The 16,892-nt window shown below is 41.9% G+C and carries 14 protein-coding genes; 8 read left to right on the forward strand and 6 right to left on the reverse strand.

Translation table 11 applies throughout. The annotated features are described in order from the left end of the window. The 3 genes from ccoS to EW142_RS10555 form a co-directional block, all read right to left on the reverse strand. Positions 1–210, reverse strand: a complete 210-nt coding sequence (gene ccoS / locus EW142_RS10545; protein WP_130613651.1) for a cbb3-type cytochrome oxidase assembly protein CcoS — start codon at positions 208–210, stop codon at positions 1–3. Positions 211–293: 83 nt separating this feature from the next. Beyond that, complete coding sequence (locus EW142_RS10550) at positions 294–698, reverse strand: doxx family protein (protein WP_130613653.1); 405 nt, start codon at positions 696–698, stop codon at positions 294–296. Positions 699–725: 27 nt separating this feature from the next. Continuing rightward, positions 726–3,107 (reverse strand): heavy metal translocating P-type ATPase, encoded by a 2,382-nt coding sequence (locus EW142_RS10555; RefSeq protein WP_130613655.1) that lies wholly within the window; start codon positions 3,105–3,107, stop codon positions 726–728. A gap of 120 nt (positions 3,108–3,227) precedes the next feature. On the opposite strand from EW142_RS10555, the gene EW142_RS10560 reads away from it, so the two are divergent. The 3 genes from EW142_RS10560 to EW142_RS10570 all read left to right on the forward strand — a co-directional run bounded on the left by EW142_RS10560 (position 3,228) and on the right by EW142_RS10570 (position 5,940). Continuing rightward, positions 3,228–3,917, forward strand: a complete 690-nt coding sequence (locus EW142_RS10560; RefSeq protein ID WP_130613657.1) for a Crp/Fnr family transcriptional regulator — start codon at positions 3,228–3,230, stop codon at positions 3,915–3,917. A 75-nt stretch (positions 3,918–3,992) separates the two neighbouring features. Continuing rightward, positions 3,993–4,892 carry a universal stress protein gene (locus EW142_RS10565; RefSeq protein WP_130613658.1) on the forward strand — a complete coding sequence of 300 codons (900 nt, stop codon included), beginning with the start codon at positions 3,993–3,995 and terminating at the stop codon, positions 4,890–4,892. A 112-nt stretch (positions 4,893–5,004) separates the two neighbouring features. Beyond that, the gene (locus EW142_RS10570; RefSeq protein WP_130613660.1) at positions 5,005–5,940 is read left to right on the forward strand and encodes a threonine ammonia-lyase; all 936 of its coding nucleotides are present in this window, start codon (positions 5,005–5,007) and stop codon (positions 5,938–5,940) included. A 19-nt stretch (positions 5,941–5,959) separates the two neighbouring features. On the opposite strand, the gene EW142_RS10575 is transcribed toward EW142_RS10570, so the two are convergent. Beyond that, positions 5,960–8,077 (reverse strand): sigma 54-interacting transcriptional regulator, encoded by a 2,118-nt coding sequence (locus EW142_RS10575; protein WP_165395258.1) that lies wholly within the window; start codon positions 8,075–8,077, stop codon positions 5,960–5,962. Between the two features lie 314 nt (positions 8,078–8,391). On the opposite strand from EW142_RS10575, the gene EW142_RS10580 reads away from it, so the two are divergent. The 5 genes from EW142_RS10580 to EW142_RS10600 all read left to right on the forward strand — a co-directional run bounded on the left by EW142_RS10580 (position 8,392) and on the right by EW142_RS10600 (position 13,768). Then, positions 8,392–9,126, forward strand: coding sequence for a pirin family protein (locus EW142_RS10580; RefSeq protein ID WP_205783298.1), 735 nt, complete (start codon positions 8,392–8,394; stop codon positions 9,124–9,126). 54 nt (positions 9,127–9,180) lie between these two features. After that, positions 9,181–9,930 (forward strand): hydrolase, encoded by a 750-nt coding sequence (locus EW142_RS10585; protein WP_240740198.1) that lies wholly within the window; start codon positions 9,181–9,183, stop codon positions 9,928–9,930. Positions 9,931–9,991: 61 nt separating this feature from the next. Then, entirely contained in the window at positions 9,992–11,794 is a 1,803-nt protein-coding gene (locus EW142_RS10590) for an amidohydrolase (RefSeq protein WP_130613664.1), read from the forward strand. A gap of 19 nt (positions 11,795–11,813) precedes the next feature. After that, entirely contained in the window at positions 11,814–12,341 is a 528-nt protein-coding gene (locus EW142_RS10595; protein ID WP_205783252.1) for a YceI family protein, read from the forward strand. A 74-nt stretch (positions 12,342–12,415) separates the two neighbouring features. Continuing rightward, positions 12,416–13,768, forward strand: a complete 1,353-nt coding sequence (locus EW142_RS10600) for an alginate export family protein (protein ID WP_130613666.1) — start codon at positions 12,416–12,418, stop codon at positions 13,766–13,768. 44 nt (positions 13,769–13,812) lie between these two features. Here the strand turns inward: EW142_RS10600 and EW142_RS10605 are convergent, their stop codons facing one another. Together EW142_RS10605 and EW142_RS10610 are read right to left on the reverse strand one after the other, a co-directional pair. Beyond that, positions 13,813–15,474, reverse strand: coding sequence for an FAD-dependent oxidoreductase (locus EW142_RS10605; RefSeq protein ID WP_130613667.1), 1,662 nt, complete (start codon positions 15,472–15,474; stop codon positions 13,813–13,815). Further along, complete coding sequence (locus EW142_RS10610) at positions 15,471–16,874, reverse strand: ATP-binding protein (protein ID WP_130613669.1); 1,404 nt, start codon at positions 16,872–16,874, stop codon at positions 15,471–15,473. Before EW142_RS10610 ends, EW142_RS10605 begins: the two co-directional genes overlap by 4 nt. Positions 16,875–16,892 lie beyond the last annotated feature (18 nt).

Here is a 16,892-nt window from a genome sequence, read left to right on the forward strand (position 1 = left end):
TTACTGATTAGTATCGTTAGTTTTTATGATTTGTTTTTCTTCTGAAATTTCATGGTCAGGCTCGGTAAGTACTTCATCATCAAAGAGCATCCGTACCGAGGGCGTATAGGCATCATCGTATTGTCCAGACCTAACTGAAAAAACAAAAGCGATGAAAAAAATAACGGCGACCGTTATGCTTATGGCAAGCAACACATAAATCACACTCATACCTACCTGAATTTTGCGTAAAACTACATTGAGGCTGTGGTCAAAAAAATGACTATTGTCAGCTTTTTCAAATTCATTTTCATTTAAATCTTTTCCTTTTTAGATAGCGTTATCAAAGCTGCCACGATGACAAAATTCTTGCCGATATACTGTCCTAAAAGGGTTGGTACAAAAGGAAGCTCCTTGAATGATTCCGATGGGAACAATATCAAAGGGGCAAAAGTGAAAACCATATGAAACAATGCCGCACCCACTACTACCTTCCTATACAGATTCAGGATTAAGAAAATCCCAATTCCCACTTCCAAGATGGCCAGTGATATAATGGAAAATGTATCAGAGAACAATCCAAATGACAACTCATGCAAGGTGTTTTTCGCCAGATTCTCAGCAGGGCTGAGACTCGGGAAAAACTTTAAGGTTCCAAACCACAAATAAACGAGCCCGATACTAAGGGCCAACAGGTTTGGTTTTGTGAGGTTTTTCATTACTATGGTTGAGGTTTTCAAAAAAATTCATGTTTTATTTTGCAATTGCCTTCCCAAAATGTTGGTCCACAAAGTGGTAAAAACAACAATGCTGATGGAGCTCAGCGGCATAAGAATTGCTGCAATTACAGGTTCCAATTGACCGGTCACCGCGAAATACAATCCTATAACATTGTAGCATAGGGAAAGCAGAAAGCTTATTTTGATTACTTGAATGGATTTTCTCGATAGTCCAATAAAGGCCGGCAACTTGGTCAATGCCGATGCGTCGAGAATTCCATCGCTGGCTGGTGAAAACACATTGATGTTTTCAGAAACGGCAATTCCCACATCACTTTGGGCTAGGGCCCCAGCATCATTTAATCCGTCACCGACCATCAATACTTGGTTAGACTCTTGCAAACTCTTTATAAACTCCAGTTTATCCTGTGGTTTTTGATTGAAACGCAATGCTGTAGTAGCAGGGAGCATGTTTTGAAGGCGCTGTTGCTCCCCATCGTTATCCCCGGAAAGAATACCTAATCGAAGATGTTCTGCCAAAGACTTAAAAAGCTTATCCACTCCAGGTCTGTATTGATTCTTAAATACAAACCTACCTTTAAAGGTTTCGTCCGTACTCACATATACCGAAGTACTTGAAGCCTTGTCTTGATGGGGTTGTCCTACGTAGGTGGCGGAACCAATTTTAATGCTATGATCTGAGGATTTTGCCTCCAATCCCTTACCTTCCAGCTCCATGAACTCATCCAGAGTAACAATATCATTGGATTTGAGAATGGTATACAAAGACCTGCTCAAAGGATGGTTTGAAGCCCTCAAAGTGGTCTTCAAAATGCTTTTCTCCGACTCGGTGAGTGCTACCCCTTCATATAGAATGGTATCCTGCTGCGTTGTGGTTATGGTTCCTGTTTTATCAAAAATGGCCGTATCAACTTTGGCCAAGCGCTCGATAGCATTTACATTTTTTAGGTAGAACTTATGCTTTCCAAAAATGCGAAGCATATTGCCCAAGGTAAAGGGAGCGGCCAGAGCAATGGCACAAGGACATGCAATGATCAACACCGCAGTAAAGACATTCATCGCCAATGCAGGTTGAAAAATCAACCAATAGGTGGTGGCCAATACGGCAATGGTCAAAACAGCGACGGTAAAACGCTTTCCAATACTATCCGTTAAGGTTTGGAATGCACTTGCTTTATCTTTTGTAAAGACGGTATTGCTCCAAAGCTGGGTGAGGTAGCTTTGTGACACCGACTTGAGTACCTCTACTTCCAAAACTCCTGAAAGTTGTCGTCCCCCAGCATACAAACGCTCGCCCTCGGGCTTCAAAACTGCTTTGGATTCACCGGTGACAAAGCTATAATCTATTTCGGCCTGCCCCTTCATCAAAACACAGTCCACTGGAATGATTTCATGGGCACGTACCAGAAGTCTGTCCCCTACTTGAATCTTATTAACGTGGATGTTTTCTTCCCTCCCAGAAGCATCCAATCGGGTGACACCGATGGGGAAATACGATTTATAATCCCGTTCGAAGGAAAGGAAAGCGTAGGTTTTTTGCTGAAAAAATTTCCCCAGCAACAAAAAGAAAACAAGACCGGTAAGGCTATCAAAAAAACCAGAACCCAAATCAAAAATAATATCGACCGAACTTCGCAGAAACAGCGTCAAAATTCCCAATGCTATGGGAACATCAATGTTTAGTTGCTTGGAACGAATTCCACCCATCGCGGATTGGAAGTAATCTCTGGATGCATAAAAAACGACCGGGAGGGAAAACGCGAACATCAACCACCGAAACGTATGCTTGTATTGATCGAGCCAAAATTCTTCAACCTCAAAGTATTCAGGGAACGATAAAAGCATCACATTGCCAAATGCGAAGCCTGCAACTCCTATTTTATATAATAAGGAACGGTCGATTCTTGACTTTTTGCCCTTTTCGTCTTCCAATGAAATGTTGGGCTCATAGCCAATACTACTTAGCAATAATGCCAAGGTCTTTAGGGAAAAATCTTCGGTTTTATAGGTAACCTGAATTTTCTTTTGGGGAAAATCTACCTGTGAATTGACTATGGAGCTGTGAAGCTTTCCCAAATTTTCCAAAAGCCAAATACAGGAACTACAATGTATGGTAGGAATACTTAAGGTGACAACTTGAATTTCATCCTCATCAAAATCAAGCAATTGTCCTACAATTTCTTCATTCTCCAAAAAGTCATACTGCTTTTTGGTCATGTTGGGCGTACTTCCCGCCTTAGCCTCCAGTTCATAAAAGTACGACAGGTCGTTTGTGGTAAAAATTTCATAAACGGTTTTACAGCCATGGCAACAAAAATCCTTTTCATCAAAATGAACAGGATGGCCATCACAGGAATCCCCACAATGATAACACGTAGTATTTGTCATACACCTTTGCTTTACCTTCCACAAAAGTGAAATGGAAAATCGTTCTAAAACATGATATTTATCAGTTATTCTTCTAAAGGATGAGGATATTTTTGTGTCCATCAGGTAAACCAGTCCATTATGGAGAGTAGATGCGAAAATTGTATCATCAGGCAGTTCAACTCCCTACGTGCCATGAGCAAGGAGGAACTCAAAAAAGTATCCGATTCCAAAACCACAAAAAAGCTTAAAAAAGGAGAGCCCTTGTTTGAAGAGGGTGAAAAGCTCAATGGCGTTTATTGTGTGAGAAGTGGTGTTTCGAAGCTGTCCAAATTAAGTGCCAATGGTAAAGACCAAATTGTTAAACTGGCTGCAAAGGGCGAAGTTATTGGTCAGCGATCGGTGATTTCTGAAGAAACCGCCAATCTATCCGCTATTGCAGTAAATGACATGGAGGTTTGTTTTATTCCAAAGGAAAGTATTACCAATACCCTACAAACAAATCCCGATTTTACCTTGGAGGTATTACGCCACATGGCCCATGATCTAAGGGAAGCGGATGATGTTATTGTGAACATATCACAAAAAACGGTCAAGCAACGGATTGCCGAGGCCTTTCTTTATCTCAAAAACAATTTTGGGGAGGACGAGGATGGCTTTTTGGCCCTTACCCTTTCTCGAGAAGACATTTCAAATGTGGTCGGCACGGCCACAGAATCTGCCATCCGTATTATTTCGGACTTTAAGAAACAGGGACTCATTCATGCTTCTGGGAAAAAGTTGGGCATCAAAAACGAAAGAAAGCTCAAAGATTTGGTCGACGGCTTTTGATTTTTAAAAGGTGATAATTATCATAGAATTCCGCTGGTCACCCAAGTAATTTTATATCATCCTTATTCTACTGGCATGCAAAGAATACTTATCCCAACAGACTTTTCAGACAATGCGTGGAACGCAATCCAATACGCCATGCAGCTGTTTTCGAACAATAAATGTACGTTCTATTTGTTGAACACCTATACCCCTGTTATTCCCAGTAGCCGGTTCATGGCAAAAATGGTGGATGGGGTAAAAATAGTTGACGCTGTTCGAGACGCATCAGAAAAAGGACTCCAGAAAACCGTAAAGCGCATCAAGTCGACCTTTGATAATTCCAACCATCAATTTGAGACTATTTCCTCATTTAATCTTTTGACCGATGAGGTGAAGGATATTGTAAAGGAATTTGGGATTCAATTAATTGTTACCGGAACAAAAGGCGCCTCAGGTATCGATGAGGTTTTTATGGGAAGCAATACGGTGCGAATTATAAAAAACACCAAAAAGTGTCCCGTTTTGGCCATTCCCCAGCATTTCGATTATGTTACGCCTTCAGAAATTGCTTTTGCAACGGATTTTAATCGGTTTTATACGACTTCCGAGTTGCAACCTTTGGTAGACTTGGCCCAAATGTTCAATGCTACCATTCGAGTTGTACATGTACAATATAAAATCAAGGCACTGTCGGAACTTCAGCAGTTCAATCTCAATATGCTTAGAAGATATTTGGACGGAACGGAGCATTATGTGCACACGGTTTCAGAGCTCAATTCCGTTTCACAAACTTTGGAAATTTTCTCTGAGGAATTGGATATTCATTTGTTGGCCTTGTTGAATTATCAACATAGTTACATGGAAAAAATGACCCGGGAACCCATTGTAAAAAGAACTGCCTTCCATACCCAGATACCTCTATTGGTCATCCCAGAATTGGGCATGGATGGTATAGCAAAATCAGTCCAGCAGGAGCAGGTCCTTTCCAATTAAGCCTTTCCGATATATATTAAACTTACCCAATCCCAATCTGTTGGGTGAAATTTTGGTTTGTCGTTGCTATATTTAAGGGTTAAAATTATTTCCTACTCCCTAAAAAGACTTAATGGACAAAGAACAATTGATCGCATGCCATGAGCGCATAAAGCCATTTATCCATAACACTCCTGTTCTCACCTCCCAATTGTTGGATGAGATGACTGGGGCCCAATTATTTTTTAAGTGTGAGAACTTTCAAAAAATGGGAGCTTTTAAAATGCGTGGTGGAGTGAATGCCATCATGCAACTTTCTGACGAAGCCCGTCGGAAAGGGGTAGTGACCCATTCCTCAGGGAATTTCGCCCAGGCCGTATCCCTTGCGGCCAAAAGTTTGGGCGTACCCGCCTATATTGTGATGCCCTCCAATGCGCCCCGAGTAAAAAAAGAAGCAGTCAAAGGATATGGCGGAAAGGTCATTGAGTGCGAGCCGACACTTGAAGCCCGGGAAAAAGCTGCAAAAAAAATTGTGGATGAAAAGGGGGCAACTTTTCTGCATCCCTCCAATGACTTGGATGTTATTTTGGGGCAAGGCACAGCCTGTAAAGAACTACTGGAAGCCTATCCTGATTTGGACTATGTCATTGCTCCAGTAGGCGGTGGAGGGCTCATTGCAGGGACCGCATTGTCTGCCTTCTTTTTTGGAAAAGACTGCAAGGTCATAGGTGGGGAACCTTTTGAGGTGGACGATGCCTATCGATCTCTACAAAGTGGGAAAATCGAAACGAACATCACCACAAACACTATCGCTGATGGGCTAAAGACTCAACTTGGTGACAAAAACTTTCCTATAATTCAAAAACATGTTGAACAAATCATTCGCGTTACAGAAGATGAAATAATCGCCGCCATGCGATTACTTTGGGAACGTTTGAAAATTGTATGTGAGCCTTCATGTGCAGTGGCCTTTGCCGCCGTCCAGAAAGAAAAAGAGCTTTTCAGAAATAAAAAGGTGGGTATTATTATTTCAGGAGGAAATGTGGATTTGGGGAATTTGCCTTTTTAAAAAGTGCTCTTGCGCATACTTATTTGAAGTTCACCTGTCGTTCTATTCCCAAACGCTTCATCTTTGCAAACAAAGTCTTGTCTTTCATAGCCAAAATCGTTGCTGCTCCATTCGGCCCACTTACTCGTCCCTTGGTATGTTTCAACACTTTGATAATATGATCTTTTTGGATTTCTTCGAATGTTTTAAGACCGTCATCCGTTTTAACATCTCCATTTGAATTGGGTAGCCAACTACCGGGAAACAGTGTTGTTCCCTCTTCCAAAATAACAGCCCTCTCAATAAGATTCTCAAGCTCTCGAATATTTCCAGGAAATGGATAATCCATCAATTTATCAATCGTCTTTTTGGAAAGCTTTCTGAAGGCCTTCCCTGCCTTGGATGCATATTTTTCCAAAAAGTATTGGGCCAATAACGGAATATCTTCCTTACGGTCACGAAGGGGTATATTATAAATGGGGAAAACATTCAAGCGGTAAAACAAGTCTTCACGGAACTTGCCATCTTTTATCATCTCCTCCAAATTTCGGTTCGTGGCCGCAATAATTCGCACATCTACCTGGGTCGTTTTGTTGCTGCCCAAGGCATCGAACTCCCCTTCCTGTAATACCCTTAACAATTTGGGCTGCAATTCAAGTGGCATCTCTCCTATCTCGTCAAGAAAGATGGTTCCCTCATCTGCTAGTGTAAACTTTCCAACTTTATCGGCTGTGGCACCCGTAAATGCCCCCTTTTTATGACCAAAGAGCTCACTTTCGATAAGCTCATTGGGTAAAGTCGCCATGTTGACTTTGATTAAAGGTCGCTTGTTGCGCTGGCTGTTCTCGTGAATACTATTGGCCAAAAGCTCCTTACCTGTTCCCGACTCTCCGGTAATCAGTACCGTGGTATCAGTCTTGGCTACTTTTTCAACTTCCTCTAGTACTTTAGCATAACTATCACTTTTACAAATGATATTGTCAAAATTGATATTTCGCTTGATTTCCGTTTGAAGGTATTCGTTCTCTTGTTCCAGTAGTTGCTTCAAGGATTTAATCTCCTCAAACGCATTGAAAAGCTCCGACTCACGCTTTTTTCTTTCGGTTATGTCGCGAATTATGGCACAATTAAGATCTTGGCCTTCAAAACGGATATGGTTTGCTGTAATATCCGCCTGAAACTTGGTTCCATCCTTCCTGCTTATCATCCATTCAAAGCGCAATACTTTTTTTTCTGCTATTTCATCCATATGTTCATTCCACCATTCCTTGGTAATGTTTTGATCTAAATGAAAAATGTTAAAATCATCCAGTTCCTCTTTGTCAAAACCTAAAACTCTTGCCACCGAATTACTATAATGAAGTAGCTCACCCTCTCGATTGTAGACATAGACCAAATCTTCAGCATTATCCAAAATCTGTTTGTACAGGCGTAGTGCATTTTGTCTTTCCTGTTGGTCGGTAACGTCTTGATAGGCCCCTATAATCTTGAAGATCTTATCACCTTTTAAAATGGCCTGTCCAGCGCTGCGGATATAGCGTGTGGGCTGGTCATTGGTTTCAAGGATCTCGTCAAAGGCCTTGGCTTTACGCATGACCCCTTTGAGTAGCTCCTGATATTGCTTGGAATCCTTGAATCTATGGACAATATTCCCTGGTAATAAATCATCCCTATCTTCTGTATCAAAAAGCTTAAGTGCCTCTTCTGTTACAATTAGTGAACCATCTTGAAGATTCAATTTCCATCCACCTACGTTGGTCAAACGTTCCGTGTGACCCAACAAGTTACGGTAGAAACTCGACTCTGTGATCTCATTAACCAATGCCGAAATGAAACTTTTTCCATTATTTGAGAAAAACTGTGCATAAACTTCCACTTCATACAGTTTTCCATCCTTGCGTTTATGGGTGTCCTTAAAATTAATAGTGCCCTGTTTCTCTACGCTGTGCCAATGCTCTCGCCACTCTTCTATCGTGACGGTCGGATTCAATTCAAAAATGCTGAGGTTGGAAATATCTTTTTTTGAATACCCCAATCTTTTGAAAAACAATTCATTAGCATATACAATTTGTCCGGTTTCATCAAACCAGATGACTTCATAGGGGAAATCTTCAATTAGTTTTTGGCTAACACCTTCGAAGGGAATCAAGTTGTTCATTTTGGAAATCTTACGTCCTAAAAATATGTCAATATTTCTCAAATAATAGAATTTTCTACAAAAAATTACAAATCGATTTTGAGCTAACCCGTGAAGAACATTGAAAACACTGGTGTTTTCGTTTTGGCACAGGTTTGGTCTATGGAAAGACATCAAAAACTAGAAAGTTGAAACGAAAAGAGTTTATTCAGAACATGTCATGGGGAGGAATTCTAGCCGCGTTTGGAGTGGGCAACTATCTCAAAGCAGCTTCGAATTCTTCTTCGGGTCAAAAAACAAATGTCAAACAAATAGGATTTAATCATATAAGAACTATGGAAACAAAAACAGCAACTACAGTATTACATAAAGCAGACACTCGAGGAAAAGCAAATCATGGTTGGTTGAACTCGCACCACTCTTTCAGTTTTGCGAATTACTATAACCCTGACAGAATGAATTTCGGAGTACTTCGGGTGCTAAACGACGATGTCGTTTCTGCAGGAATGGGTTTTGGAACCCACCCCCACAACAATATGGAAATCATATCCATTCCATTGGAAGGCGATTTGGAACACAAGGACAGTATGGGAACTTCAGCGATAATCAAGCAAGGTGATGTTCAAGTTATGAGTGCAGGAACAGGAATCATGCATAGCGAGTACAACGCCAATAAGGACAAAGAAGTAAAATTCCTTCAGATTTGGGTCATGCCCAACAAACAAGGAGTGACACCTCGCTATGACCAAATTACTTTGGATTTGGATGATCGGAAAAATACACTCCAGCAAATTCTTTCCCCAAATAAAGACGATGCCGGAATATGGATTCACCAAAATGCCTGGTTCAATATGACTTCTTTGGAACAAGGGAAATCCTTGTACTACAAATTAAATGATGCCAAAAACAATGGGGTCTATGCCTTCGTAATTGATGGAAATGTAACCATAAACGGTCAGCAACTTGAAAAACGGGATGGTTTTGGTCTTTGGGACATTGAAAACCTGGACATCACTGCCGATTCAGATACCGAGCTATTGTTGATGGAGGTACCCATGAATATCGCGTAAGCCAAAAACTAAAACAAGTATAAACCGTCTAATTTGACACTAATTATATCTAAAATGAGAACTTTTAATTTGACAATGCTAGCACTATTTATCAGTGCCTTAACCTTTGGACAATGGACGCAATATGCCCCAAATCCAGTGAATGATCCTGCAAACGCAGCGAAACAAGTTTTAAATCCGGCTAACCACGCGTTGCTTCTAATCGACCATGAAGGCCAAATGGCCTTTGCAGTAGAATCTCAGCCTATTGAAGAATTGCGCAACAACGCCGGACTAATTGCCGGTGCCTCAAAACTTTTTGAAGTGCCTACGATCATTACAACTGTTGCTGAAAAACAGTTTTCAGGACCAATTTTCCCTGAGATTAGGGAATACTATCCCGATGAGTCAACATATATCGATAGAACTACCATGAACTCCTGGGAGGACAAGAATTTTGTAAAAGCGGTAGAGGCTACTGGGAAGAAAAAACTGGTAATGGCTGGCCTTTGGACAGAAGTATGTATCAATCTTGCAGCACTGTCCGCTCTTGAAGATGGTTACGAAGTATATGTTATCTCTGATGCCTCGGGAGCTGTTTCACAAGAAGCTCATGACATGGCCATGGCAAGAATGATTCAAGCTGGGGTGATACCGATGACCTCAATGCAATATATGTTGGAAGTTTACAGAGATTGGGCACGCTCCGACCAATACGTTGAAGTGAATGAGCTTGCCAAAAGATATGGAGGAGCCTATGGTCTTGGTATTGACTACATCAAAACGATGCAAAAATGGGCCAAAGAAGCAGAAGCGAATAAGTAAAACTAAGTGGAAAACGGGGTGATCCGCAAACATGCGGATCACTTCCAATACCGACTGAAAAATGAAAAAAATAGTTTCAATATTCTTATTGGCTGTCATTTTTCTTGCCTGTAACAACAAAAACAGGCAGCTAGAAAATCCCGCAGATTTAGTTGTCATCAACGCCAAGGTTGCGGTAATGGACAGCAATAGAACGATTACGGAAGCCATCGCCGTAAAAAACGGTAAGGTAATGGCGACAGGCACCTCTACAAAAATAAATACCCTTGTTGGCGATAGTACCCAAGTAATTGATGCGAAAGGAAGAACCTTGATTCCCGGACTTAATGATTCGCACTTACACCTGACCCGAGGAGGAAGATTCTTTAATGCAGAGGTACGCTGGGATGGGGTAAAAACCTTGAAACGTGCCCTAGAAATGCTAAAAGAGCAAGCAGCTAGGACTCCGGAAGGCCAATGGGTGCGGGTGATTGGTAGCTGGAGCCCATTTCAATTTGAGGAAAAGCGCTTGTTTACCATGGAAGAATTGAATGAGGCCACCGGGGATGTTCCAACTTATGTACTTTTCCTTTACAGCCAAGGTTATTTAAATCAAGCGGGGCTTGATGCCTTGGGCATTGATGAAAATACTAAAGCTCCCAAGGATTCAGAATTTCAGAAAGGCCCCGATGGGAAACTCACAGGAGTATTAATTGCAGATCCCAACCCAACAATCCTATACGCTCGTATAGGGAGCCTACCTCCATTGAATGGGCGAGAAATGGCAAATGGAACCAAACATTTCTACAGAGAGTTAAACACCCTTGGTATTACCAGTGGAATTGATGCAGGCGGTGGAGGTCATGTATTTCCAAAGGATTATATCGGAACCAGAAGATTGGCCGATGCAGGTGAGATGCCAATACGATTATCCTATTTCCTATTCCCACAAAACAAAGGTGCAGAATATCAGGAATTCACACGATGGATGGAAACCAATAAAGTTGGTCACAATGGTGAAATACACCTAGAGCATGGTTATGAATTAGAAGGTGGAGGTGAATTTTTAGCCTGGAGTGCTGGTGACTATGAGAACTTTTTGGCACCCCAACCAATGTTGGATAGAGATCGACCAACATGGCGTACTGACTTGAAACGTATAGTCCGCTTGCATGTAGACAATGGTTGGCCATTTAGAATACATGCTACATATGGCGAAACCATTTCTTTAATGTTGGATGTATTTGAAGAGGTTAATGAAGAAACCAACGGCAAATTGGCATCAAAAAGATGGTTGTTTGACCATGCCGAAACGGTTCAAGTAAAGGATTTGGAACGCATCAAAGCCATGAACGGTGGTATTGCCATTCAGGCTCGTATGGCGTATGCTGGAGAATATTTTGTAGAGCGCTATGGCGCCGAAAAAGCCAAACAGGCTCCCCCAGTCAAGAAGATGATGGAAATGGGCTTGCCCGTTGGTGCTGGCACAGATGGAACACGTGTAGCAAGCTATAATCCTTGGCCGGCTTTGTATTGGTTGATTACCGGTAAAACAGTAGGAGATTTTCAATTGGCCGAAGAGGCGAATCTATTGACCCGTGAAGAAGCTTTACACTTATACACCAAGGGTAGTGCTTGGGTTTCCAATGAGGAAACTGTAAAAGGGACTTTAGAAGATGGCATGTACGCCGATTTCGCCCTTCTTTCCGATGACTATTTCACTATACCTGAGAAACAAATCAATGATTTGAGTTCGGTATTGACAGTGGTTGATGGCAAAGTCGTTTATGGTGCTGAAGAATTTGCCGACATGAGTCCGGAATTGCCCAAAGTAATTCCAGACTGGTCCCCAGTAAAATATTTTGGAGGATATCAAAGAAAATAAATAGTAAAACAAAGTAGAAATGGAAACAGCAATACAAACAAAATGGAATTTAGATACCGCCCACTCAGAAATTGGGTTCAAGGTAAAACATATGATGATATCAACGGTAACCGGGCACTTTGAGAATTTCAATGCATCGGTTGTAACAGGAACAGATGATTTTAAGAACGCAGATTTTGATTTTGTAGCCAGTGTCGAAAGTATCCGCACAAAAAATACAGATAGGGATAATCACTTGAAATCAGACGATTTCTTTAATGCCGAGGCTTATCCCCAAATGACATTTAAGTCCATCTCATTTGATGGTGACACAATGATCGGCGATTTGACTATACGGGATGTCACCAAAGCCATTGAATTGGATGTTGATTTCAATGGAGTAGCCATTGACCCTTATGGACAAACCAAGGCAGGTTTTGAAATAACAGGCACGATTAACCGCAAGGATTTTGGTCTTTTCTGGAGCGCAGTAACCGAGGCTGGTAACGTAGTGGTATCGGACACCATTAGACTTAGCATTGCCCTTCAGTTCACCAAGCAATCCTAGATACCAAGGACGCCGAGTGCCTTAAGGGCAGAGGGCTATGGGATGTTTGACGTTTTTAAGTTGGAGGTCAAAAAATGAAAAAGGGAAACCTAACACTTCTCCTTCTGTTGATTTCTTTCGCGACACAAGGACAGGAAAGTAAGTTACGCTTTGGAATGCTACGACAACAGGATGGGGTTTCCATTTTGAAAGAAAAAGAGGCCAAAACTCTTTATGAACATGTCAAATGGATTCCAATTGGCACAAATTCGAGTTTAAGTTTTGGGGGGAGCTATCGCTTTCAACCGGAAGCTTTCATTAATGAGGAGTTTTCATCGGAAGTAGACCAAGATGATATTTGGTTCCTAAACCGCTTTCAGTTTCATTCCCACCTAAAGCTTGCAGGCAAATTTGAGCTGTTCGCTGAACTTAATTCAAGTTTGATCGATAGTAAGACCAACCTGGCGCCCGTAGATCGAGACAAACTCAGCTTTAATCAACTTTTTGCCAGATATCACTTGAACCGAAATTGGAATATGCTGGTGGGAAGGCAAAACATGCGCTTGGGCAGTGGACGTTTAGTTGATATTCGCGAAGGACCCAATGTTCGCTTATCATTTGATCTGGCGCAATTGCAATATAAAAACGCTAATACAGAAGTTACAGCATTTTATGCTGTGCCGGTTCGTGTGGCCCCAGGAGTATTTGACAATAAAGCCCTTGATTTTCAAGAGTCAGTTGGTGCCATATACTGGACACAGCATTGGAATGCAAATTCCAGCACGGATATATATGCCATTTATAAGGAAGAAGAAGCCAAAACTTGGGATTCTGGAACAGCAGATGACCATCGTCTCAGTTTGGGTTTGCGACATTTCGAGAACTGGAACAAGCTGAAATACAACAACGAATTTGTATTTCAAACTGGAAGTTTTGGTGACCAGGATATTAGAGCTTGGACCGTGTCTTTCAGTATTGAACACCCGGTTTCTTTTTTAGGAGAAAATAGTTCTATCGGACTTAAAACAGAGGCTATCAGCGGTGACACGAGTGATACGGATAGTACTTTGAACACCTTTGACGGACTCTATCCCCGTGGTGCTTATTTCGGAAGGGTTGCCCGAATCGGGCCTTCAAACTTATTTGACATTCATCCATATTTCGACACCTCCATGAGACGATTCACGTTTGAATTCGATTATGTGGCCTTTTGGCGATTATCAACAGACGATGGTGTTTACGGCCCTCCTTTGAATTTGCAATATCCCTCAATCAACGAAGAACGATTTATTGGCCATCAGTTGGGTTCCATAGTAGCTTTCGAGGTGAATAGCTTCATAAATCTAGAATTGGAGGCCAATGTTATTTTCCCTGGGGCTTTTTTAGATGAAAGTGGTCTGGACGATACGCTTTTCCACTCAGTTTTGACCATGGAGTTTAAATTCTAAGTAAGTTTAACAAAATCTTCTCCCAAAAACGCACAAAAAAATGGTTAGTTCTCATTCAAATATTTGTGCACCAAACTGATGGACATGGAACCCTCTCCAACCGCGGAGGCGACCCGGTTCATGGCTCCACTGCGGACATCGCCTGCGGCAAAAACTCCTGGCACGCTGGTCTCCAGCAAATAGGGAGGCTTGTTCTGTTTCCAATATATTGGCCCAGCTTCATTATCCAAGATAGCACGACCGGTCATCAAGAATCCTTTTCCATCTTTAAGAAACTTATCTCCGGTCCAATCAGTATAGGGTCTCGCTCCGATGAAGATAAAAATAGCACGTGCTTCAAACTCCTTTTCTTCTCCAGATTTGTTGTTTTTAAGAACAACATTTTCCAATCGGGATTCGCCCTGTGCTTCTATGATTTCGGAATGTGGGATCAGCTCAATGTTTTCCGTATTATCGATTTGATCAATCAAATAAGAGCTCATTGTACTCTCCAAAGAATCCCTTCGAATTACGATGTTTACCTTTTTCGCATATTTGGATAAGTACATAGCCCCCTGACCCGCACTATTTCCCCCTCCAACGATGTAAACGTTGCCATCCTTACAGGTATGCGCCTCGGTGGTGGCGGCACCATAATATACCCCTGCTCCTGTAAGACCGTCCATACCCTTGTTTGGTAATTTTCGATAATCCACCCCCGTGGCAATGACCACAGCCTTACTTTTCAAATGGCTTCCATCTGAAAGTGTGATGGTCTTATAGGAATCTTGCAAATCAATTTTGGTAACCTCAACAGGAGAAAGAAACTCAATACCAAAGCGGGTCGCTTGGGTAATGGCCCTTCGGGCCAAATCTGAACCACTCAATCCTTTGGGGAAACCCAAATAGTTTTCGATACGTGAACTTGTTCCAGCTTGACCTCCTGGTGCCTTTCGGTCAATCAAAAGGGTTTTGAGCCCTTCACTTCCGCCGTAAACAGCTGCTGCCAGTCCGGCTGGTCCGGCTCCAACAATAATTACGTCGTACAGTTCTTCCCGAGCTTTTACATTCAATCCCAGTTTTTGGGCAATGTCGGTCAGGCTTGGATTTTTTAAAACACTTCCGTCTTCAAAAAAAACGGCCGGAAGATGTTTCGAATCGAGTTGATTGCTTTCTACCAACTCTTTGGCCGTATCATCGTTTTCTACATTCAAAAATTGGTAAGGAAACATATTTCCTGCCAAAAAATCCTTGATGTTATGGGTGTTGGGTGAAAATTGATATCCCACGATTCGCAATCCAGAAAATGGCGGTGAGTAATGGGCCAACCAATCTTGCAGAACATCATCAATAACGGGATACAATTTCTCTTCTGGCGGATTCCAAGGTTTCAAGAGGTAGTAATCCAACTGCACCTCATTGATCGCCTTAATGGCCGCATCCGTATCGGAATAAGCGGTAAGCAACACCCGCTTGGCTTGCGGGTAAAACGTTAGGGCCTTTTCCAAAAAATCAACACCCAGCATTTCGGGCATTCGTTGATCAGAGAGAAACAAAGCCACTTCCTCACCTTTGTTCTTTAATTCCTTTAGAGCTTCCAAAGCTTCATTGGCTGAAGTGGTTGCCATGATGCGATAATCATTCCGATACCGGGTTCGAATATCCCCCCGGATGGCTGCCAGAACTTGTGCATCGTCGTCGACAGCAAGTATGATTGGTTTTTTCACGTGTTTTCTTCTTCAATATTATGATTAATGGGCAGGCAAACCTCAAAAATAGTTTTTCCCGGTTGGGAGGTTACCTTAAGCTGACCATTGTGCTGTTTGATGATTTTCATGGCGACATCCAGACCCAAACCTGTTCCTTTTCCTATCTCCTTGGTAGTAAAAAAGGGCTCGAAAATGCGAGTTAGATGTTCCTCCGAAATCCCATGCCCGTTATCTTCCACAAATACATACACAAAACTTCCAGCAGCCTTGGTTTTTACCTTCAATTCTCCGCCCTCTTTGGGAAGGGCATCGATAGCATTGTCAATTAAATTGGTCCACACTTGGTTTAGCTCCCCTGGCAACCCATGGATTTGAGGTACGTTTTCATCAAACTCGGTCGTAATCTTGTGCCCCACCTTGGTGATTTTATGATTCAAGACATTCAACGTACTCTTGATTCCTGTGTGGATGTCCACCATTTGGAAATCCAGGCTTTGATCCATATACGAATACGTCTTTACCGATTGCACCAAGGTCTCAATGCGGGAGGAGGCTTCTTTGATATCGGTCACGGTTTTATGAGTCGTCATGTTTTGAACGATCCATTTCAGTACAGGATTAAAATCTTCATCGCGTAAACAGGATTTCACAAAGAGCAAATCATCTGTATTGAACTGATACTCGACCAACAGGGGTACCAAATCATACCTATCCTCCAAGCTGCATTCAGAAAACCAATCGTATAAATCGTCTTCCAAGGTATTTTGTTCCAACATCGAGAGTTCGCTAGACTTTTCCTCCAGTTTTTGATACATGAACTGGTTAATTTTATCTATCGCCTCATCATCAGCACGAATTTTGATCACCTTTTTGAAATCTGCTGGTAATCCCTTTAGATGCTGTTGCAACAGTGAAGCACTTCGAACCATGGCTGACGCGGGATTATTCAGTTCATGGGCCAATCCGGCCGATAGTTTCCCTAAAGCGATGAGTTTTTCGTTTTGTACCTCAATTTGGGTGATGTTCCGGATGCGATTGTTCATTTCATGAACCAGCACTTCGGTCAACTCGTAATACTTGCCAATCAACTCATGGAGCTTCTCTCGATTCAATGTACCGATTACAGCAGGTTGGATTGCAACCGCAAAACCACCTGCATTTTTTGCCCTCGAATAAGGCAACAAACCTGAAATGTCATGTTTTCTGATTCTTCCAAAGGATTTTCGGCTATTGTTTTGCTGAAAGTATAGCTCAAAATCTCCTTCGAATACAAGGGTCAAATGATCTATGGGGCTGCCTTTTTCAAATAGATAGCCCCCTTTTGGAATTTCGACGATTTCCAAATGCTCCGTCAACCAATCCAATTGTTCCTGGGGAACCTCTTCAAATTGAGGAAAATCTGTTAGTTCATAAGTCATTTGTATACAAAAATTTTA

It is taken from the genome of Flagellimonas allohymeniacidonis (genome assembly GCF_004296335.1).
In the GTDB taxonomy this organism is placed as follows: Bacteria; Bacteroidota; Bacteroidia; order Flavobacteriales; family Flavobacteriaceae; genus Flagellimonas; species Flagellimonas allohymeniacidonis.

Coding starts and splice junctions, on each gene's coding strand:
- ccoS (WP_130613651.1), bottom strand. CDS start 210: ATGAGTGTGATTTATGTGTTGCTTGCCATAAGCATAACGGTCGCCGTT.
- EW142_RS10550 (WP_130613653.1), bottom strand. CDS start 698: ATGAAAAACCTCACAAAACCAAACCTGTTGGCCCTTAGTATCGGGCTC.
- EW142_RS10555 (WP_130613655.1), bottom strand. CDS start 3,107: ATGACAAATACTACGTGTTATCATTGTGGGGATTCCTGTGATGGCCAT.
- EW142_RS10560 (WP_130613657.1), top strand. CDS start 3,228: ATGGAGAGTAGATGCGAAAATTGTATCATCAGGCAGTTCAACTCCCTA.
- EW142_RS10565 (WP_130613658.1), top strand. CDS start 3,993: ATGCAAAGAATACTTATCCCAACAGACTTTTCAGACAATGCGTGGAAC.
- EW142_RS10570 (WP_130613660.1), top strand. CDS start 5,005: ATGGACAAAGAACAATTGATCGCATGCCATGAGCGCATAAAGCCATTT.
- EW142_RS10575 (WP_165395258.1), bottom strand. CDS start 8,077: ATGAACAACTTGATTCCCTTCGAAGGTGTTAGCCAAAAACTAATTGAA.
- EW142_RS10580 (WP_205783298.1), top strand. CDS start 8,392: ATGGAAACAAAAACAGCAACTACAGTATTACATAAAGCAGACACTCGA.
- EW142_RS10585 (WP_240740198.1), top strand. CDS start 9,181: ATGAGAACTTTTAATTTGACAATGCTAGCACTATTTATCAGTGCCTTA.
- EW142_RS10590 (WP_130613664.1), top strand. CDS start 9,992: ATGAAAAAAATAGTTTCAATATTCTTATTGGCTGTCATTTTTCTTGCC.
- EW142_RS10595 (WP_205783252.1), top strand. CDS start 11,814: ATGGAAACAGCAATACAAACAAAATGGAATTTAGATACCGCCCACTCA.
- EW142_RS10600 (WP_130613666.1), top strand. CDS start 12,416: ATGAAAAAGGGAAACCTAACACTTCTCCTTCTGTTGATTTCTTTCGCG.
- EW142_RS10610 (WP_130613669.1), bottom strand. CDS start 16,874: ATGACTTATGAACTAACAGATTTTCCTCAATTTGAAGAGGTTCCCCAG.